This window comes from Lentzea sp. NPDC003310 (genome assembly GCF_040610935.1).
GTDB lineage: Bacteria > Actinomycetota > Actinomycetes > Mycobacteriales > Pseudonocardiaceae > Lentzea.
The window spans coordinates 370,568-389,474 of sequence record NZ_JBEXNC010000006.1; the positions used below are offsets into that span (position 1 = coordinate 370,568).

Annotated in this window: 18 protein-coding genes; 12 read left to right on the plus strand and 6 right to left on the minus strand. The window is 69.5% G+C overall.

The genetic code is table 11. The features are described 5' to 3' along the window. Positions 1 to 14 precede the first annotated feature (14 nt). Entirely contained in the window at positions 15 to 467 is a 453-nt protein-coding gene (locus ABZX02_RS14465) for a DUF350 domain-containing protein (RefSeq protein ID WP_355298221.1), read from the plus strand. Positions 468 to 520: 53 nt separating this feature from the next. Here ABZX02_RS14465 and ABZX02_RS14470 read toward each other — a convergent pair whose 3' ends face one another. Further along, complete coding sequence (locus ABZX02_RS14470; RefSeq protein WP_355298223.1) at positions 521 to 676, minus strand: hypothetical protein; 156 nt, start codon at positions 674 to 676, stop codon at positions 521 to 523. 95 nt (positions 677 to 771) lie between these two features. On the opposite strand from ABZX02_RS14470, the gene serS reads away from it, so the two are divergent. After that, positions 772 to 2,025: a serine--tRNA ligase gene (serS, locus tag ABZX02_RS14475; RefSeq protein ID WP_355298225.1), complete on the plus strand. Its 1,254-nt coding sequence runs from the start codon at positions 772 to 774 to the stop codon at positions 2,023 to 2,025. Here serS and ABZX02_RS14480 read toward each other — a convergent pair. The 3 genes from ABZX02_RS14480 to ABZX02_RS14490 form a co-directional block, all read right to left on the minus strand. Further along, a complete protein-coding gene (locus ABZX02_RS14480; RefSeq protein WP_355298227.1) occupies positions 2,012 to 3,124 on the minus strand; it encodes an acyltransferase in 1,113 nt (370 codons plus the stop codon). The two genes, serS and ABZX02_RS14480, sit on opposite strands and share 14 nt — an antisense overlap. A gap of 77 nt (positions 3,125 to 3,201) precedes the next feature. Next, positions 3,202 to 4,377, minus strand: a complete 1,176-nt coding sequence (gene lhgO, locus ABZX02_RS14485; protein WP_355298228.1) for an L-2-hydroxyglutarate oxidase — start codon at positions 4,375 to 4,377, stop codon at positions 3,202 to 3,204. Positions 4,378 to 4,561: 184 nt separating this feature from the next. Next, complete coding sequence (locus ABZX02_RS14490) at positions 4,562 to 5,437, minus strand: LLM class flavin-dependent oxidoreductase (RefSeq protein ID WP_355298230.1); 876 nt, start codon at positions 5,435 to 5,437, stop codon at positions 4,562 to 4,564. Positions 5,438 to 5,497: 60 nt separating this feature from the next. Here ABZX02_RS14490 and ABZX02_RS14495 point away from each other — a divergent pair, with 60 nt between their 5' ends. Further along, a complete protein-coding gene (locus ABZX02_RS14495) occupies positions 5,498 to 6,307 on the plus strand; it encodes an HAD family hydrolase (RefSeq protein WP_355298231.1) in 810 nt (269 codons plus the stop codon). Here ABZX02_RS14495 and ABZX02_RS14500 read toward each other — a convergent pair. Then, positions 6,304 to 7,008 carry a UDP-N-acetylglucosamine acyltransferase gene (locus tag ABZX02_RS14500; protein WP_355298233.1) on the minus strand — a complete coding sequence of 235 codons (705 nt, stop codon included), beginning with the start codon at positions 7,006 to 7,008 and terminating at the stop codon, positions 6,304 to 6,306. The two genes, ABZX02_RS14495 and ABZX02_RS14500, sit on opposite strands and share 4 nt — an antisense overlap. A gap of 125 nt (positions 7,009 to 7,133) precedes the next feature. On the opposite strand from ABZX02_RS14500, the gene ABZX02_RS14505 reads away from it, so the two are divergent. The 3 genes from ABZX02_RS14505 to ABZX02_RS14515 are packed head-to-tail and all read left to right on the plus strand — an operon-like array spanning position 7,134 to position 11,150. Then, positions 7,134 to 8,231, plus strand: coding sequence for a DegT/DnrJ/EryC1/StrS family aminotransferase (locus ABZX02_RS14505; RefSeq protein WP_355298235.1), 1,098 nt, complete (start codon positions 7,134 to 7,136; stop codon positions 8,229 to 8,231). Continuing rightward, a complete protein-coding gene (locus tag ABZX02_RS14510; RefSeq protein ID WP_355298237.1) occupies positions 8,228 to 9,199 on the plus strand; it encodes a Gfo/Idh/MocA family oxidoreductase in 972 nt (323 codons plus the stop codon). Before ABZX02_RS14505 ends, ABZX02_RS14510 begins: the two co-directional genes overlap by 4 nt. Positions 9,200 to 9,218: 19 nt before the next feature. Then, complete coding sequence (locus ABZX02_RS14515) at positions 9,219 to 11,150, plus strand: DUF6541 family protein (RefSeq protein WP_355298239.1); 1,932 nt, start codon at positions 9,219 to 9,221, stop codon at positions 11,148 to 11,150. A 65-nt stretch (positions 11,151 to 11,215) separates the two neighbouring features. On the opposite strand, the gene ABZX02_RS14520 is transcribed toward ABZX02_RS14515, so the two are convergent. Next, on the minus strand, positions 11,216 to 12,313 hold the full coding sequence (locus ABZX02_RS14520) for a UDP-N-acetylglucosamine 2-epimerase (protein WP_355298240.1): 1,098 nt from the start codon (positions 12,311 to 12,313) through the stop codon (positions 11,216 to 11,218). Between the two features lie 52 nt (positions 12,314 to 12,365). On the opposite strand from ABZX02_RS14520, the gene ABZX02_RS14525 reads away from it, so the two are divergent. From ABZX02_RS14525 to ABZX02_RS14550, 6 genes are read left to right on the plus strand one after another with little or no spacing between them, the layout of a single operon-like run. Next, positions 12,366 to 13,382, plus strand: a complete 1,017-nt coding sequence (locus ABZX02_RS14525; RefSeq protein ID WP_355298242.1) for a glycosyltransferase — start codon at positions 12,366 to 12,368, stop codon at positions 13,380 to 13,382. Next, complete coding sequence (locus ABZX02_RS14530) at positions 13,379 to 14,629, plus strand: hypothetical protein (protein ID WP_355298244.1); 1,251 nt, start codon at positions 13,379 to 13,381, stop codon at positions 14,627 to 14,629. Before ABZX02_RS14525 ends, ABZX02_RS14530 begins: the two co-directional genes overlap by 4 nt. Before the next feature lie 7 nt (positions 14,630 to 14,636). Continuing rightward, the gene (locus ABZX02_RS14535) at positions 14,637 to 15,380 is read left to right on the plus strand and encodes a glycosyltransferase family 2 protein (protein ID WP_355298422.1); all 744 of its coding nucleotides are present in this window, start codon (positions 14,637 to 14,639) and stop codon (positions 15,378 to 15,380) included. A gap of 10 nt (positions 15,381 to 15,390) precedes the next feature. Continuing rightward, positions 15,391 to 15,789, plus strand: a complete 399-nt coding sequence (locus tag ABZX02_RS14540) for a DUF2304 domain-containing protein (protein WP_355298246.1) — start codon at positions 15,391 to 15,393, stop codon at positions 15,787 to 15,789. An 18-nt stretch (positions 15,790 to 15,807) separates the two neighbouring features. After that, on the plus strand, positions 15,808 to 17,016 hold the full coding sequence (gene glf, locus ABZX02_RS14545) for a UDP-galactopyranose mutase (protein WP_355298248.1): 1,209 nt from the start codon (positions 15,808 to 15,810) through the stop codon (positions 17,014 to 17,016). Positions 17,017 to 17,022: 6 nt separating this feature from the next. Beyond that, complete coding sequence (locus ABZX02_RS14550; protein ID WP_355298249.1) at positions 17,023 to 18,894, plus strand: glycosyltransferase; 1,872 nt, start codon at positions 17,023 to 17,025, stop codon at positions 18,892 to 18,894. The last annotated feature ends 13 nt before the right edge of the window (positions 18,895 to 18,907 follow it).

Sequence of the window (18,907 nt, forward strand, 5' to 3'; positions counted from 1 at the left end):
AAAGGGAACAGCACATGATCACGGATCTCGCCCTGGACCCCGGCTTCGGCTCGGCCATCGGCCGGGGCATCGGCGCGATCGCGCTGTACGCCGTCGTCGGTCTGGTCCTCATGGTGTTCGGCTTCTACGCGATCGACTGGACGACGCCGGGCAAGCTGTCGATCCTCGTCCGCAACGGTGCGCCGAACGCCGTGATCGTCACCGCCTCCGGCCTGGTGTCGATGGCGTTCATCGTCGTCGTCGCCATCCTCAGCGCGGTCGGCAAGCTCGACGAGGGCCTGCTCACGTCGTTGATCTACGGCATCGTCGGCATCATCGTGCAGGTCGCGGCCGTGCGACTGCTCGAGTGGGTGACGAAGCTCGACATCGGCTCGATCATCGAGTCGGACCGGTTCGCGCCCGCCTCCGTGGTCGTCGCGGCCGCGCACGTCGCGCTCGGCCTCGTGGTGGCGTTCGCGATCTACTAGTCACGCGCTCTTGCGAGGGACCCGGTGCTGCGGCGCCGGGTCCCTCCGCGTTCTCAGGGCCGGTGGCGGTGCCGCCTGGCCGTCTCCTGCGGGAGTCCCTGCAGAGCGGCCAGCAGGCTGCCGATGAAGGCCACGACCGCGTTCGGCCTCCGCGCGGCCTCCCGCTGGAACCTCTCGTGGTCGAAGCCGGGCGGGATCTTGTCGGTCATCGCGCACCTCCTGCCCTCTCAACGCCACCCGCCCACCACCCGTTGAACGGATATCCGGATGAAGTGCCTGGGAGGCGGCGACTACCCTTTTCAGGGTGATTGACCTCAAGGTGTTGCGCGAGAACCCGGAGATCGTGCGCGCGTCGCAGCGTGCCCGTGGCGAGGACGAGGCCGTCGTCGACAGCCTGCTGTCCGCGGACGAGCGCCGGCGTTCCGCCATCTCCCGCGCGGACACCCTGCGCGCCGAGCAGAAGGTGCTCGGCAAGGAGGTCGGCAAGGCCAAGGGCGACGACCGCGCCGCACTGCTCGTCAAGGCGAAGGACCTGGCCGCCGAGGTCAAGGCCGCCGAGGCCGAGCAGAACGCCACCGCAGCCGAGGTCGACGAGCTGCTGGCCAAGATCCCGAACCTGGTCCACCCGGACGCCCCGGTCGGCGGCGAGGACGACTTCGTCGTCATCAAGACCGTCGGCGAGCCGCGCGAGTTCGACTTCGAGCCGGTCGACCACCTCGACCTCGGCACGAAGCTCGGCGCGATCGACATGGAGCGCGGCGCCAAGGTCGGCGGCAGCCGGTTCTACTTCCTCAAGGGCGTCGGCGCGCAGCTGGAGCTCGCGCTGCTCAACATGGCGGCGGCGCAGGCCACGGCCAACGGCTTCGAGCTCATGATCACGCCCACCCTGGTGCGGCCGGAGATCATGGCGGGCACCGGCTTCCTGGGCGCCCACTCGAGCGAGATCTACCACCTGCCGGCCGACGACCTGTACCTCGTCGGCACGTCGGAGGTGCCGCTCGCGGGCTACCACGCGGACGAGATCCTCGACGGCGAGCGCCGGTACGCGGGCTGGTCGTCGTGCTACCGCCGCGAGGCCGGCTCGTACGGCAAGGACACCCGCGGCATCATCCGCGTGCACCAGTTCAACAAGGTCGAGATGTTCTCCTACGTCAAGCCCGAGGACGCCGAGGCGGAGCACGCCCGGCTGCTCGGCTGGGAGGAGGAGATGCTCGCGAAGATCGAGGTCCCGTACCGCGTCATCGACACGGCGACGGGCGACCTCGGCACGTCGGCGCACCGCAAGTTCGACTGCGAGGCGTGGGTGCCGACGCAGCAGAAGTACCGCGAGCTGACCTCGACGTCGAACTGCACCACGTTCCAGGCCCGCCGCCTGAACGTGCGCTACCGCGACGAGAACGGCAAGTCGCAGATCGCCGCCACGCTCAACGGCACGCTGGCGACCACGCGGTGGATCGTCGCGATCCTGGAGAACCACCAGAACGCCGACGGCTCCGTCACCGTTCCGGTGGCCCTGCGGCCGTTCATGGGCGGCCTGGAAGTCCTCAAGCCGAGGTAGTCGCGAGCTCCGGTTGCCGCACCGCGGCAGCCGGAGCCTTGCGCGCCTGCACCCTCTTGGTCAGACGGCGTCCGAGTTCGATCATCGGCAACTCCACCCACCGGTAGAGCAGGTCCGCCATGACCAGCGCCACCAGGGTCACGAGGAGTGCCGTGGCGAGTCTCGGAGTGCTGAACCGCGGGATCGTGTAGATCACGGCGAAGCAGGCGATCTCCTGGATCAGGTAGAGCGAGTAGGACCGCTCGCCCATGAACGCCATCGGACGGACCGACAGCAGCCACTGCACCGGTCCGCGCCCCAGCGTGGACGTGACGAGCAACGAGATCGCGATGCCGTACATCGCCACGGGGATGAGCCCGCCGCTGCCGCCGAACCAGTCGTCGATCTCCGCGATGTTCGTCTGCACCACGACGGCGGCCACGAGCACCGGTAGCGCGGCGAGCGGGTGGGTGAACGGCCGGATGACGGCGAACCCCTTGGGGTTGTGCATCACCAGCGCGAGCACGCACCCCATCAGGATCATGAAGTACGCCGCGGCGCTGAGCCCGGAGACGCCGGAGAAGTGGCCGACCACGGCCAGCGCCATGAGCCCGATCGTCATGGGCAGCCTGCGCTTGAGAGTGAACGCGCCCACCGTGAACATCAGCGCGGGCCACACGAGGTAGAACTTCTGCTCGACTCCGAGCGTCCAGGACTGACCGTAGATCCGGCCGGGTGTGGCCCACTCGTTCGTGAAGGTCAGGTAGTACGGCAGCTGCTCCTGCATGTGGTAGCCGAAGAACTCGCCGCGCAGCCACAGGAAGGCGACGATGATCAACAGGACCACGTAGTACACCGGCAGGATCCGGAACGCCCGTCGCAGGTAGAAGTCGCGGATCGACAGCTTCCCGGTGCGGCTCTCCTCCCTCAGCGCGAGCGTCGTGATGAGGAAGCCGGAGAGCACGAAGAACAGGTGCACGCCGATCCAGCCGTTGAGCCACGACCACTTCGGGCCGGCGAAGTGGAAGATCACGACGATCACCGCGGCGATCGCGCGCATGCCGTCCAGCGCCGGGAACCGTCTCATCTCCAGGTACTCGGCATGACTGATTGTGCGCACGCTGAGACCCCCGAGATGAGCGCTTCACTGGATCGGGTGAGTATCGCAGCAAACGGTGTCGATCTATCTGGCTGGTGTCACTCGAACGAGTCGGTCAGGCGGTCGGCGACGTGCTGGGCGATCTCCAGTGAACCCGTAGCGGCCGGTGACGGCGCGTTTAGCACGTGCACCTGACGCGCCGCCGTCTCGATGAGGAAGTCGTCGACCAGCGACCCGTCCGGCAGCATGGCCTGCGCCCGCACCCCCGCCTCGGAGCGCACCAGGTCATCCTCGCGCACCGCGGGCACGAGCCGGGCGAGCGAGGCGGCGAAGCGCTTGCGCGACAGCGAGCGGAGCACCTCCTCGGCGCCGGTGCGGGCGTACCTGCGGGCCAGCCGCCATGTGCCGGGGAACCGCGCCACGTCGGCGACGTCGGTCAGGGAGAAGTCCCGCCAGCGGTAGCCCTCGCGGCGCAGCGCCAGCACGGCGTTGGGGCCGCAGTGCACGCTGCCGTCGAGCATGCGGGTCAGGTGGACGCCGAGGAACGGCAGCGTCGGGTCCGGCACCGGGTAGATCAGGCCGCGGACCAGGGACGTGCGGCGCAGCTCGAAGTACTCGCCGCGGAACGGCACGATGCGCGCCGACGGGGTCAGCCCGGCCAGCCGCGCCACCCGGTCGCTGTGCAGGCCGGCGCAGTTGACCAGCGCGTCCGCCCGCACCACGCCCTGGGGCGTCGCCACCTCCACGCCGCCGGGGGCGGAGCGGATCGCGAGTGCAGGGGAGCTCAAGCGCAGGTCGTGCTCGGACAGCAGGCCGACCAGCGCGGCGCACACGGCGGGGTAGTCGATGATCGCCGTGCTCTCCACGCGCAGCGCCGCGACGCACGCGACCTCGGGTTCGTGCTCGCGCGCCTCGGCGGCCGTGATCAGCTTCGCCGGGACGCCGTTGGCCTCCGCGCGCGCCGCCAGGTCGTGCAGGCGGGGGAGCTCGTCCGGCGAGGTCGCGACCACGAGCTTGCCGCACACGTCGACCGGGACGCCGTGCTCACGCGCGAACGCGACCATGGACGCGTTGCCGGCGACGGACATCCGCGCCTTCAGCGAGCCGGGCTTGTAGTACAGGCCGGCGTGCACGACGTTGCTGTTGTGGCCGGTCTGGTGCGCGCCCCAGACGCGTTCCTTCTCCAGCACGGTCACCCGCGAGCCCCGCGACGCCAGCTCGTTCGCCACCGCGAGCCCGACGATTCCGCCACCGATCACCACGACATGTCGCACGGGGAACACGGTAGATCCTCAGGGCCTGTGTCGAGGTCCGGGTCCGCGATAGCCGGGCCTGAGGCGGCCCCTGGCGGCGCGGCCGGACGACCCACGTACAACACCGGTACGCGGCCCGCCCGGCCGCACCACCAGGAACCACCTCAGGCGCGACTCTCATCGAACCCGGACCTCGACACAGGCCCTAGCGCCCGAGAACCGGCAGGACGTCGGCCGCGATCTCCTCGACCACCGCCTCGCTGCCCGCGTACACGCCGTCGTGCCGCGGCCAGTGGGCCACGACGTCGGTGAAGCCGAGCTCGGCCGCCCTGCCCACCGCGTCCTGGAAGCACGCCGCGCTGGACAGCGAGTACACCGGCGCGGAGTCCAGGTTGAGGTACCGGTGCATGCGCACGGCCCGGTCCTCTGTGGCCAACGTCTCGCTGAACTGCTCGGCCATCGTCCGCACGCCGCTCCACCACGCCTCGACGTCCTCGGTCGGCGGGCCCGTCGTGACCCACGCCTGGCCGAAGCGGGCGGCGACCCTCATCGCCTTCGGGCCGTTCGCGGCGACCAGGAACGGCAGCCGCGGCCGCTGCACGCAGCCGGGTGCGCTGCGGGCCTCCTCCGCCGCGTAGAACTCGCCGTGCCACGACGTGCGGTCCTTGATCAGCAGCTGGTCGAGCAGCTCGACGAACTCGGCGAACCGGGCGGTGCGGTCGCGCGGAAGCGGTGGCTTCTCGCCGAGCACCGTGGTGTCGTACCCCGCCCCACCTGCGCCGACGCCGAGCGTGAACCGGCCGTCCGACACGTCGTCGAGCGTCAGCAGGTCCCGCGCGAACGGCACGGGGTGGCGGAAGTTGGGGCTCGCGACGAACGTGCCGAGACGGATGCGCGAGGTGACCATCGCCGCCGCTGTCAGGGTCGGCACGGCACCGAACCACGGGCCGTCCACCAGGGTGCGCCAGCCGAGGTGGTCGTAGGTCCACGCGTGGTGGAAGCCGTACTCCTCGGCGGCGCGCCACTTGGGTTCGGCCATCCACCACCGGTGTTCGGGAAGGATCACGATTCCAGCGCGCACGGTGGCTAAGGTAACCAGCTGTTCAGCCGCTGACGAACTTGGACCAGGCACCATGGGCGGGTGGAACAGCCCAGATTGGTCGCGTCCGACGTCGACGGAACCCTTCTTCCCCCGCCCCCCGGCGAACGGGTCACCGCCCGGACAGCCGCCGTGATCGGCCGCGTGCTGGCCGCCGACGTGCCCTTCGTCCTCGCCACCGGCAGGCCGCCGCGGTGGGTGCCGCAGATCGCGAAGTCCGCCGGGCTGGACGGTCTCGCGGTCTGCGCGAACGGCGCGGTGCTCTACGACATCGGCCGCGACGAGATCATCTGGGCGCACACGCTCGACCCGGTGCGGCTGCACGACATCGCCTCCGCCATCGACAGCGCCCTGCCCGGCTGCACGTTCGCGGTCGAGCGCGTCGGCACGCCGGGCGACGACGCCACGTTCGTCGCCGAGCTGAGCTACTCGCACCCGTGGCCGGAAGGGCCGAACGTGGGGCTGACCCGCGCCGAGACGCTGGGCCACCCGGCCGTCAAACTGCTGGTCAGGCACACCGGCATGCGCAGCGACGAGATGGCCGCGGGCATCGGCGCGGTGCTCGACGGCGAGGTGGCGGTGACCTACTCGACGAACAACGGGCTGGTCGAGCTCGCGGTGCCGGGTGTGACGAAGGCGAGCGGGCTCGCCGACGTGGCCGAGCGGTTCGGCGTGCGGCAGGAGGACGTGATCGCGTTCGGCGACATGCCCAACGACGTGGAGATGCTCACGTGGGCGGGGCACGGGGTGGCCATGGCGAACGGGCACGAGGCCGCGCTCGCCGTCGCCGACGAGGTCACCGCGCCCAGCTCCGAGGACGGCGTCGCGCTGGTCCTCGAACGCTGGTTCTAGCGGACGAGGGGCTTCGCTGGGTCGACCGACGCCCACCACTTGAAGGCGTCCCCGAGCTCGACGGGGATCTCCGCCGGCAGCTGACCGGCGTCGTAGGCGCTGGTCAGCACCTCGATCGCGGCCTCGGAGATGCCCGAACGGCTCATGCCGACCGAGTTCACGCCGTGCAGCCGGATCGGGTTGCCGTACGCGCGGGCGAACGGGGGCACGTCCTTCGCGACGGGCGTGCCCATGCCGACCATGGCGCCGGCGCCGATGACGCGGCGCTGGTGCACGACGGCGTTCATGCCGACGTTGACCTTGTCGCCGATCTGCACGTGCCCGCCGAGCGACACCCCGGCCGAAAGCGTGACGCCCTCGCCGACGAGGCTGTCGTGCGCCACGTACACGCGGTTGAGCAGCCACGTGCCGGCGCCGATGCTCGTCGTGCGGGTGGAGCCCTGGTGGACGGTGGTCAGCTCGCGGATGACGGCGCCCGCGCCGATGTGCACGCCCGCGTGCGCCAGTTCACCGGCCCACGCCCGGTTGTGCTCGATCGAGATGATCTCCGGCGGGGTGCCGATGACGCAGCCCGGGCCGATCCACGCGTCGTCGTCGACCACGCACGGCCCGAGCACGACGGCGCCGGGGCCGATGGTGATGCCGTCGCCGAGCTCGACGCCGTCGCCGACGAGTGCGCTGGGATGGATGTGGTTGACCACGTGCTTCCGATCAGGAGGTGGAGGAAGGCCGCGTGACCCTTCCGGGTAGCGTGGGGTCCCGCGTGCAGGCCAGAGCACTGTACCGGCCGCGCCGGTGGAGATCCCCGAAGGCGAGAGACTGCTGAATGATCCCGATTACTGTTGTTGACGTCGCTGCCGCCGAGCAGCTGGTGCTCCAGGTGCTGCGCTCGGGTGCGATCGCGCAGGGCCCGATGGTCAAGCGCTTCGAGGACGCCTTCGCGGGCGTCGCGGGCGTTCCGCACGCCGTGGCCGTGAACAACGGGACCACCGCGCTCGTGGCGTCTTTGCAGGTCTTGGACCTGCAGCCGGGTGACGAGGTCATCACCTCGCCGTTCACCTTCGTCGCGACCCTGAACGCCATCCTCGAGGCCGGTGCGACCGCTCGGTTCGCCGACATCCGCGAGGACGACTTCAACATCGACGCGGACAAGATCAAGGACGCGGTCACCCCGAACACCAAGGTGCTCATGCCCGTGCACCTCTACGGGCAGATGGCGGACATGGGCAAGATCATGCCCGTCGTCCAAGAGCACGGCCTCGCGCTCGTCGAAGACTCGGCGCAGGCCGTCGGCGCGACCTACGAGGGCCGCCCGTCCGGCAGCTTCGGCCTCGGGTGCTTCTCGCTCTATGCGACCAAGAACATCACCACCGCCGAGGGCGGCGTCATCACGACGTCCGACGACACCATCGCGGACCGCCTGCGCGTGCTGCGCAACCAGGGCATGCGCCAGCGCTACCAGTACGAGGTCGCGGGTCACAACTACCGCATGACCGACATCCACGCGGCGATCGGCATCCCGCAGCTGGAGAACCTCGACACGATCACCAAGGCGCGCCAGGCCAACGCCGAGACCCTGACCAAGGGCCTCGAGGGCATCACCGGCCTCAAGCTGCCGCAGGTGCTGCCGGGCCGCACGCACGTCTGGCACCAGTACACCGTCCTGATCACCGACGACGCCCCGATCAGCCGCGACGAGTTCGCCGCGAAGCTGACCGAGAAGGGCATCGGCAACGGGATCTACTACCCCAAGACGGTGTTCGACTACGACTGCTACCGCGACAACCCGAAGGTCGTCGCCTCCGACGTCCCGGTCGCCGAGCGCGTCGCCCGCCAGGCCCTGTCGCTGCCGGTGCACCCGAAGCTCACCGACGCCGAGCTCGACACGATCGTCACGACGGTGCGCGAGGTGCTGGGCGCATGAGCAACCTGCCCCGCATCGCGGTCATCGGCGTCGGCAACATGGGCTCGCTGCACGCCCGTGTGACCGCCCAGTCCGAACGCGCCGAGCTCGCGCTGATCGTCGACCCGCGCGAGGAGATCGGCAAGGCCGCCGCCGATAAGTTCGAGACGTCGTGGGCGCCCGAGATGGGCGACCTGTCCGACATCGACGCGGTCGTGCTCGCCTCCAGCACCGAGAGCCACCACGGCCTCGCGCTCGAGATCCTCGAGAAGAACAAGCCGCTGCTGGTCGAGAAGCCGGTCTGCGCCTCGCTGGAGCAGACCGAGGAGGTCCTGAAGCTCTCCGAGGCCAAGGGCCTGCCGATCATGTGCGGCCTGCTGGAGCGCTACAACCCGGCCGTGATGACCGCCCTCGGCCTGATGACCGAGCCGGTGTACGTCTCGGCCGCGCGCCACTCCCCGTACGCGCCGCGCATCCTCACCGGTGTGGCGTGGGACCTGCTGGTGCACGACGTCGACCTCGCCATCCAGTGCTTCGGCGGTGCCGAGCCCGAGCGCGTGTCGGCCGGCGTGGCCCAGTTCCACCCGTCGTCGGTGCCGGGCGCGGAGGACGTGGTCGACACGCTCCTCACGTTCCCGTCGGGCGGCATCGCGAGCGTCTCGGCGAGCCGCATCGGCCAGCGCAAGATCCGGTCGCTCACGATCCAGGAGCTCGACCGGTCGATCGAGGTCGACCTGCTGCGCCGCGACGTGACGATCTACAAGCACATCTCGCACGACTCGGACCCGGACGGCCGCGGCTACCGCCAGCAGACCGTCATCGAGATCCCCGAGCTGGTCACGGCACGGGAACCGCTCGCCACCCAGCTCGACCGGTTCCTCGACCTCGTCGCGGGCAAGCTCGACGCGGACGACGAGCGCCGCCGCATCCTCCCCTCGCACCGCGCCGTCGCCGAGGTCAAGGCGAAGTCCGCCGCGGTGACCGGCTGACCTGAGGAACTGACTTCAGATGGGTGTTTTGGTAATCCTGGCGTTCTGGTTGCCAGGACTCGTCGTGGGCTTCGCGTTGAGACTGCGCGGCTGGTTGCTCGCAGGCGGTGCCCCGGCGCTGACGTTCGGCACCGTGGCGCTGGGCGCGCTGGTGCTCGGCAAGCTCGGCATCGCGTGGACGATGCTCTCGGTGGTGCTGTGGACCCTGGTCCTCGCCGTCGTCGTCGGCGCGATCACGTGGCTGGTGCGGCGCAAGGTCTCCGCCGACGCGGAGACGGCGGAGGAGGCCCCGAAGCGCACGCTCGGTGAGCACCTGCTCATCGCCGGTGGCGTGGTCATGGGCATGGCCGTCGGCGCCTTCACCTACTGGCGGGGCATCGGCTACCGGCTCGACACGATCAACCAGGACTGGGACGCGCCGTTCCACGGCAACGCCATCCGGTGGATCTCCGAGCACCACAACTCGCTGCCGTCGTCGCTCGCGCCGACCGCGAACCTGCCGGGCAAGCTCGACTACTTCTACCCGAACACCTACCACGCCTTCCTGGCGCCGATGCTCGACAACTTCGCGGCGATGCCGCAGTTGCTGAACCTCGCGGTGTTCGGCGTGCTGCTCGCGTGGCCGCTCGGCATCGCGGCGTTCGCGCTGTCGTGGCGCCTGCCGCCGCTCGCGGTCGCCGCCGCCGCCGCGGTGTCGACGTGGTTCACCGCCTACCCGTACGACTCGTTGTGGCGTGGTCCGCTGTGGCCGTTCATCGCCGGCGTCACGCTCCTGCCCGCCGCGCTCGCGTTGGTGCGCAAGATCTTCACGGACCGGGGCCTGACCGGGCCGCTGGCCGTCGCCATCGCCCTCGCCGGACTCGTCGGCCTGCACACGAGCCTCGCGTTCATCGTGGTCGTGTACGCGCTCACGCTGATCCTCGCGATGGTGTTCAAGCTGGAGCCGATCAACTGGAAGGCGCAGGCGCTGCCGTTGATCGCCACGGTGGTGATCGCGGTCCTGGCCGTCGTCCCGATCGCGCTGCCCGCGCTCGCGCCCGTCGCCGGCGTCACGGCCGCGCAGTGGCCCGAGTTCGCATCGCCCGCGGAGGGCTTCGGCCAGGTGCTGCTGTTCTCCCCGGCGAACGGCTTCCCGCAGTGGTTCCTCGGGCTCGCGGCGTTCACGGGCATCGTCCTGCTGGTGCGCAACCGGGTGCTGCTCTGGCTCGTCGCGTCCTACGCCGTCTTCGGTGCCGTCTACGCGGCGTGCGCGTCGTTGAACAACGACTTCGTCAACACCATCACGGGCCCGTTCTACAACGACGCGTGGCGCATCGCGACCCTGCTGTCGCTCGCGGGTTCCGTCGCCGTCGGCTACTTCGTGTGGACGGTCGCCACGAAGCTCACCGCCCGGTTCGAGAACCGGGTCGGAGCGGCACGTGCGGCCTTCGTGGTGCCGGTCGCGATCGGACTCGTCGTCGTGGCCGTGCTGGGTGTCCTCGGCAAGGGCGCGTACCTCGGCCGCAACTCGTCGAGGCTCGCGTTCACCAACAAGGAGGCCGACACGGTCCGCCGTGGTGAGCGCGATGCGTACCAGTGGCTGGCCCAGCACGCCAAGGGCTCGGTCGTCATGAACGACCGCATCGACGGATCGGTGTGGATGTACGCGCTGGCCGGTGTGAAGCCCGCCGAGTGGCAGTTCTACGGCGCTCCCGACGACTCCCCGGCGCGCGTGCTCACGTTGCACCTCAAGGAGATGGCGACGGACTCGAAGGCGCGCAAGGCGGTCGACACCCTCGGCATCAAGTACGTCATCTTCGGCAAGGGCACCGTCCGGCCGGAGATGCAGCGCTCGCCCGGGATCGACGACCTCGACGACTACCCGGAGATCGCGCGCAAGGTCTACGAGAACCCGGATGCCACGATCTACGAGCTGATCAAGCCCGGCGACGGCAACCAGCGCTGGCCCTGATCCACCGCACACGAATCCGGCCCCCTCACCGCAGTGGTGAGGGGGCCGGATTTCGTTGGCAGGCCTTACACGTAGCCGAGCTGCGTCAGCGTGTCCGCGATGATCTCGCTTGGGTGGTACTTCTCCATGATGGACGGACGGCGCAGCGTCTCGTACTCACCGAGGAACTTCTCGAGCCGCGAGGTCTCCATGCCGGTCAGCACGATGTTCTGACCGAGGCCCTGCTTGGTCTCCGTGCGCTCGCGGTGGATTGCGCACGGCATGCCGATGTAGGAGCACTCCTGCTGCAGGCCGCCCGAGTCCGTGACGACGAACTTGGCGCGCGCCAGGATCGGCAGGAACTGCAGGTAGCGCTTCTTGGGACGCATGATGAAGCGCTCGTTGTCGAACAGGTGGCCCCAGCCGTGCCGCTCGATGCGCTCCCGCTCCGGCGCACCGGCGAGGTAGAGCATCGGCGTCTTCTCGCTGGCCTTCTTCAGCAGCTCCAGCGCCTCGCGGAACTTGTCCGTGCGGGACACGAGCTCGAAGCGGTGCAGCGTGGCGAGGCCGAACTCCTCGGGGAGGTCCTCGTCCGTGCTCGAGTTGATGGCGAGGCGCATCGCGTCGATGACGGTGTTCGCGCCGGTGTTCACGACGACGCCGCGCGCGCCGCGGAGGTTGTCGACCTCGTTCTGCGACGGGGCGAAGTGGACGTCCGTGAGCTTCGTCGCAATGCGGCGGTTGAGCTCCTCCGGCAGCGGCGAGAGCAGGCTGCCCGAGCGCATCCCGGCCTCGACGTGCGCCACGCGCGCGCCCAGCAGGCGGCGGGCGATGAGGCTGCCGTACGGGGTCGTGAAGGTGTCGCCGTGCACGACCACGAGACCGGGCTTGCCGTCCGTGGTCAGGGAGCGGCGCAGCTCCTGGCGCTGGCTCCACGCGGTCTGCGCGACGGAGAGCGCCCAGCCGGGGACCTGCTTGGGGGTCTCCAGGTTGCGGGCCTTGCCCCGCGGCACCAGCCACAGGTCGGGCTCGGGCAGCTGGAGGTCTTCGAGGACGTCGGCGACCTCGTCGAAGTGCTGCGCGGTGAACCACAGCAGCGGCTTGGAGCCGCGGGCGACGAGTGCGTGGTAGACGGGTGCCACCTTGATGAGTTCAGCGGTGGTACCTGCGATGAAGGCGATCACGGGAAGGACCCCTGAGGCTCGGGATCAAAGGACCGCCTGGATACTGTCAGGTGTGACGAGCCGGAGCAAATCCCTCGACAACGTCCCCAGCCTGAGCATCGTGATCCCGGTTTTCAACGAACCGGACTGGATCGGACGTTCGGTCGGCGCCCTGAAGACGGCCATCGCCAACGCGAACTGGCCCGCGGAGATCATCGTCGTCGACGACGGCAGCACGGACGACACGTCCAAGCGCCTGGCCGAGCTCGACGTCACCGTGATCTCGCAGGAGAACAGCGGCCGCTTCGCCGCGCGCCTCGCCGGTGTCGAGGCGGCGTCGGGCGAGCTGGTCCTGCTCATCGACAGCCGGGTCGTCATCGACCCGCAGTCGCTCGTCTTCCTGCGCGACCAGCTCGCCGCGCACCCCGAGCGCACGGTGTGGAACGGGCACATCGAAACCGACACCAAGGGCAACCCGTACGCGGGTTTCATGGCCGGTCTCGTCGCCGTCGCGTGGCGGCGCTACCTCGCCGAGCCGCGGCTCGTGTCCTTCAGCGCCGAGGACTTCGACGCGTTCCCCAAGGGCACCACGCTCTTCGTCGCCCCGAAGAACGTGCTGAAGGAGGCCGCGGTCTCCTTCTCCTCGCTGTACGACGACGTGCGGATGGCGAGTGACGACACCCGCATGCTCCGCTCGATCGCCGAGCGCGGCCCGATCTGGATCGCGCCGGGCTTCGCGGCGCAGTACAACAGCCGCGACTCGCTGCAGAAGTTCGTGAAGCACGCTTACTTCCGCGGCACCACGTTCGTCGACGGCTACCTCGACTCGCCCGGCCCGGTGCGCAACGCGATGTTCGCGGCCGGCGGTGTCGGGGTGGTCGGTCTCTTCGTGCTCGTGAAGCGGCCGTTGCTCGCCCTGGTGCTCGCGCTGCTCGGTTCCGGTGCCGCGGGCGCGATCGCGCGCAAGAGCGGCGCCAGCAAGGACCAGGCGTTCTCGGTCGCGAAGCTGCTGCCGGTCTTCGCCGCCTGCTTCGGCGCGGGAGCCGCGCGCGGTCTCTCGATGGCGATTCGGAAGCGTCTCGGCAAGTGAAGACGCTCGGCCGGTCGCTGGGCACGGTCAGCGCCGCCCTGCTCGTCGGGACGGCGCTGGGCACCCTGCTGCAGATCGGTTCCGGCCGGCTGCTGTCCACGAGCGACTTCGCGGTCTTCAACGGCTTCTGGGGCGTCCTCTTCGCGTTCGGCGCCGCCGTCGGCCCGATCGAGCAGGAGGTCTCGCGGCTGTCCGCGCACGCCGCCCTGCGCGGTGAGCGCACGGGGTTCGCCGCGGTGCAGACCGCTCTGGTCGGCGGCGTGGTCGTCGCGCTGGCCGGCCTGCTGACACTGGTCCCGGCGATCGGCGACAGGTTGTTCAGCGGGCACACCGTTCTCGGGCTCGTGGCGCTGGTCGGCGGTCTCGGGTTCGCGGTCCAGGTGGCGGTGCGCGGCCTGCTCATCGGGCACGACCACGTGCGTCCCTACGGCGGGATCGTCGTCACCGAGGCGGCCGCACGCGTGCTTGTGGTGGGCGGACTGCTCGCCGCGGGTCTCACCGACCTGGTGCCGATGTCGGTCGCCGTCGCCGTGGGCTCGTTCGCGTGGCTCTTCTTCGTGTTCTCCGCCAAGAAGACGCTGAACACGCGCGAAGGCGGTGAAGCGTGGGGCCCGCTGGTGCGCCGGGTGGTGGTGCTGATGTTCGGCGCCGCGCTCACCGCGTCGGTGCTGACCGGCTACCCGGCCATGGTGAACCTCCTGACCGGTGACGGCGCGAACCCGGCGCTGGGCGCCTTGTTCGCGACGGTCATCGTGGCGAGGGCGCCGTTGCTGTTGCTGCAACCGGTCCAGGCCATGGCCGTGCCGCTGGTCGTGCGGCTGTCCCAGGACGAGAGCGGCGCGAACCGACTGCGGGCGTTGCTGGTGAAGGGCATCGCCGGTGCGGTGGTGCTCGGCGCGCTCGGCGCGGTGGTCGGCTGGCTGCTCGGTCCCTGGCTGGTGCGGACCGTCTACGGGGCCGACTACGTGGTGACCGGCTGGGCCGTCGCCGGCCTCGCCTGGTCGTCGGTGCTGCTCGGAGCGACCCTGCTGCTCGCCGCGGTGCTGGTCGCCCGCAAGCAGGCCGGCCTCGTGCTCGTCGTCTGGGCGGTCGTCGCCGGCAGCAGTGCCGCGACGTTGTTGTTCTGGCCCGGTGACACCGTCACCCGTGCCGTGCTCGGCCTCGCGATCGCACCGACGATCGGTGCCGCCTGCGCCTGCGCTTTTGTCCTGCACCGCGGCGTGAACGCCGCGAACCAACACGGTTAGGCTGCGCATTGTGTCTGACTCGGTCGACTACCGGCGAGTGCTCATCGTTCTGCCCGCTCTCAACGAAGAGCACAGCATCGAAAAGATCATCGCCGAGGTGAAGGCGGCGATGCCCGACGTCGGCGTGCTCGTGATCGACGACGGGTCCACCGACCAGACGTCGCTGCGAGCCCGCGAAAGCGGTGCCCACGTCGCCCGTCTCGCGGTGAACCTCGGTGTCGGTGGCGCGATGCGCACCGGCTTCCGCTACGCCCTGCGCAACGGCTTCGACGTCGTCGTCCAGGTCGACGCCGACGGCCAGCACAACCCTGCCGACGTGCCGGAACTGCTGCGCGAGCTCGACCGCGCGGACCTGGTCATCGGTGCGCGCTTCGCCGGCAAGGGCGACTACAAGGCCCGAGGCCCGCGTCGCTGGGCGATGAAGGTCTTCTCGGTCGTGCTCTCCGGCATCTCCGGGACGAAGCTCACCGATGTCACGTCGGGGTTCAAGGCCGCGGGCCCGCGCGCCGTGCGCCTGTTCGCCGCGCACTACCCGGCGGAGTACCTCGGTGACACGCTGGAGTCGCTCGTGATGGCCGTGCGCGCCGGCCTGAAGATCGCCCAGGTTCCGGTGGCCATGCGCGTCCGCGCCGGTGGCACACCGAGCACCTCACCCGTGAAGTCCGCCGTCTACCTGCTCCGGGCCACGCTCGCGCTGGTCCTCGCGATCGTGCGCAGGAAGCCCAAGACGGGCTCCCTCGAAGCCGCATAGGGAGGCTCCCGTGTCCGAGTTCCGATTGATGGCGATCATCGCCGCAGCGCTCGTCCTCGTCGTCGTGATCGAGATGATGAGGCGCCGCAAGCTGCGTGAGAAGTACGCCGGCATGTGGCTGGTGCTGGCGCTGGGCGTGGTCGTGCTGGGCGCTGTTCCCGGCCTGCCCTCGTTGCTGTCCGATCTCACGGGCGTCCAGCTCGCGGCCAACCTCGTGCTGGCGGGCGCGGCGTTCGTGTTGTTCTTCGTCGTGCTGCAGCTGTCGAGTGAGGTGGGTCACCTCGAAGAGGAGGTGCGCACCACTGTCGAGGAGATCGCCCTCCTGCGGTGTGAGCTGGAAGACGTGCGCGCCGAGCTGGACAAGCGCGTCGCGAGCACCGAAGAACAACTTCTCCGTGCCCAGCCCTGAATTCGGGGCACTCCGGGCATGCAGGTAACCTCGCTTGCCGTGAGCTTCGCAGGTTATGACCTGATCGTCGTCGGTTCCGGATTCTTCGGCCTCACGGTCGCCGAGCGCACCGCGTCCCAGCTGAACAAGCGGGTGCTGGTGTTGGAGCGGCGTGACCACATCGGAGGCAACGCCTACTCGGAGGCAGAGCCCGAGACAGGCATCGAGGTGCACCGCTACGGCGCGCACCTGTTCCACACGTCGAACAAGCGCGTGTGGGAGTACGTGAACGAGTTCACCTCGTTCACCGGCTACCAGCACCGCGTGTTCGCGATGCACAACGGTCAGTCGTACCAGTTCCCGATGGGCCTGGGTCTCCTGTCGCAGTTCGTCGGCCGGTACATGTCGCCCGAGGACGCCAAGGCGTGGGTCGCCGAGCAGGCCTCGGAGATCGACACCAAGGACGCGAAGAACCTCGAGGAGAAGGCGATCTCGCTGGTCGGCCGCCCCCTCTACGAGGCGTTCATCAAGGCTTACACGGCCAAGCAGTGGCAGACGGACCCGAAGGAGCTGCCCGCCGCGGTCATCAGCCGCCTGCCGGTGCGCTACACCTTCGACAACCGCTACTTCAACGACACCTACGAGGGTCTGCCGGTCGACGGCTACACCGCGTGGCTCGAGAAGATGGCGGACCACCCGAACATCGACGTGAAGCTGTCCACGGACTTCTTCGACGTCAAGGACGAGATCCCGGCCGGCACGCCGGTCGTCTACACGGGTCCCGTCGACCGCTACTTCGACTACTCCGAGGGCTGGCTCGGCTGGCGTACGCTCGACTTCGAGCAGGAAGTGCTGCCGATCGGCGACTTCCAGGGGACGCCGGTCATGAACTACAACGATGCCGACGTGCCGTACACGCGCATCCACGAGTTCCGCCACTTCCACCCGGAGCGCGAGTACCCGAACGACAAGACGGTTATCGTTCGGGAGTTCTCCCGCGCCGCGGAGAAGGACGACGAGCCGTACTACCCGATCAACACGGCCGAGGACCGCGCCAAGCTGGAGCGGTACCGCGAGCTGGCGAAGAAGGAAGCCGCAGAGCGCAACGTCATCTTCGGCGGGCGCCTCGGCACGTACAAGTACCTGGACATGCACATGGCGATCGGTTCGGCGCTGAGCGTGTTCGACAACAAGATCGCTCCGCACCTGGCGTCCGGTCAGGCGCTGGACGGGTCGCTGGAGGACTGAATCGCAATGCCGGGCAAGTCCAACCTCGTGGAGCACGAAGCTCCGGAGAAGCTGCTGACGCAGCGCGGCCTGTTCGCAGGGCCCTCGCCGATCGTCTCGGAGGACCTGTACGCCGAGGTGAAGCGCGGGATCGCGGACCGGGAGCGCCACCGCATGGTGGTGCACCCGAACGCCACGGTCACGATGAACACCTACTTCGGCCGCTTCCCCGCCTCCTACTGGCAGCGGTGGTGCGTGAGCCCCGAGGTGGAGCTCGAGCTCGAGGTGACCGGCTCCGGCCAGGTCGCGCTCGTTGCCTCGGACTCCGAGGGTGAGACCCGCACGGTCGCCGCGGAGAAGGTCACCAAGGCCAAGGCCAAGACGGTGCGCCTCTCCACGAAGATCGACAAGTTCACCGACGGCGGCGGCCTCTGGTTCGACGTCGTCACCGCCGAGGACTCGCTCGCGGTGGAGAAGGTCCGCTGGACGGTCGCGCCGCCGAAGACGGTGCGGCCGACCGCCGTGGTCATCTGCACGTTCAACCGCGTCGACGACTGCCTCAACACGATGGCCGCCCTCGCGTCCGACCCGGCGCCGCTCGAGCTCGTCGACACGGTCTACGTCGTCGACCAGGGCACGGACGCCGTCGAGTCGCGGGAGCGGTTCGCCGAGGTCTCGGCCGCGCTCGGGTCGAAGCTGCGCTACATCCGCCAGCCGAACCTCGGTGGCGCCGGCGGCTTCACGCGCGGCCTCTACGAGGTCACCGAGATCGACCACGCGGAGCACGCCAACGTCCTGTTCATGGACGACGACGTGCTGTGCGAGCCCGAGATCGTCATCAGGCTCACCGCGTTCGCGAACCGCACGACGCAGCCGACCATCGTCGGCGGTCAGATGCTCTACCTGCTGCACCCGAACTTCCTGCACGTCGGTGCCGAGTTCGCGAACCTCGACACCCTCGCGCCGGGCCAGGTCGTGGAAGGCGCGCTGTTCAACGCCGACCTCACCGGCTACGACGAGGAGACGGGCAAGCGCAACGTCCAGGACAAGCGCGTCGACGCCGGCTACAACGGCTGGTGGTCGTGCCTCATCCCGTCGGAAATCGTGAAGGCGGTCGGCTACCCGCTGCCGCTGTTCTTCCAGTGGGACGACATCGAGTACGGCTACCGCGCGCGGGCACACGGTTTCGCCACCGTGTCGCTGCCCGGTGCCGGTGTCTGGCACGCGGACTTCCACTGGAAGGACTGGGACGACTGGCACAGGTACTTCAACCTGCGCAACGCCCTGATCACCTCCGCGCTGCACAGCCGCTTCGACCCGAAGATGATCGTGCGCGGCATGGCCAAGTCGTTCGCCACGTACATCCTGGGCATGCAGTACGGCCTCGCCGCCACGCAGCTCAAGGCGATCGAGGACTTCCTGAAGGGTCCGGACTTCCTGGCGGACGGCGGTGTGCAGGCGGCGGCGGACATCCGCAAGCTGCGCGCCGAGTTCCCGGAGACCGTGCGGCACCCGGCGTCGGAGATCCCGGGCTTCAAGCCGGGCAGCCTGCCGATGATCAGCGCCGCGCCGACGCCGAAGCTGATCGCGCCGGTGTTCGCCAAGCGCCTCGTGAACCAGCTGCTCGGCAAGTCGGTGCACGAAGCCGGCGCCGTTCCCGCCGGTGACTCGGCGTGGTGGCACGTCTCGCTGTTCAACACGGCGGTCGTGACCGACGCGTCGCAGGAGGGCGTGCGGGTCCGCAAGCGGGACAAGGAGCTCGCGGTGCGCCTGTCCAAGCAGGGCGCCAAGGTCTTCCGCGAGCTGTACCGCAGGGCTCCGGAGATGCAGCGGGCCTACCGCGACGCGATGGGTCAGCTCACGAGCCGCGACACCTGGTCGCGGTTGTACGACCTCTGAGTCACACACACGA

What these genes read in the sequence shown, in the direction of transcription:
- ABZX02_RS14465 (WP_355298221.1), top strand. Translation starts at nt 15, where the DNA reads ATGATCACGGATCTCGCCCTGGACCCCGGCTTCGGCTCGGCCATCGGC.
- ABZX02_RS14470 (WP_355298223.1), bottom strand. Translation starts at nt 676, where the DNA reads ATGACCGACAAGATCCCGCCCGGCTTCGACCACGAGAGGTTCCAGCGG.
- ABZX02_RS14505 (WP_355298235.1), top strand. Translation starts at nt 7,134, where the DNA reads ATGATCCCGATTACTGTTGTTGACGTCGCTGCCGCCGAGCAGCTGGTG.
- ABZX02_RS14510 (WP_355298237.1), top strand. Translation starts at nt 8,228, where the DNA reads ATGAGCAACCTGCCCCGCATCGCGGTCATCGGCGTCGGCAACATGGGC.
- ABZX02_RS14515 (WP_355298239.1), top strand. Translation starts at nt 9,219, where the DNA reads ATGGGTGTTTTGGTAATCCTGGCGTTCTGGTTGCCAGGACTCGTCGTG.
- glf (WP_355298248.1), top strand. Translation starts at nt 15,808, where the DNA reads ATGCAGGTAACCTCGCTTGCCGTGAGCTTCGCAGGTTATGACCTGATC.
- ABZX02_RS14550 (WP_355298249.1), top strand. Translation starts at nt 17,023, where the DNA reads ATGCCGGGCAAGTCCAACCTCGTGGAGCACGAAGCTCCGGAGAAGCTG.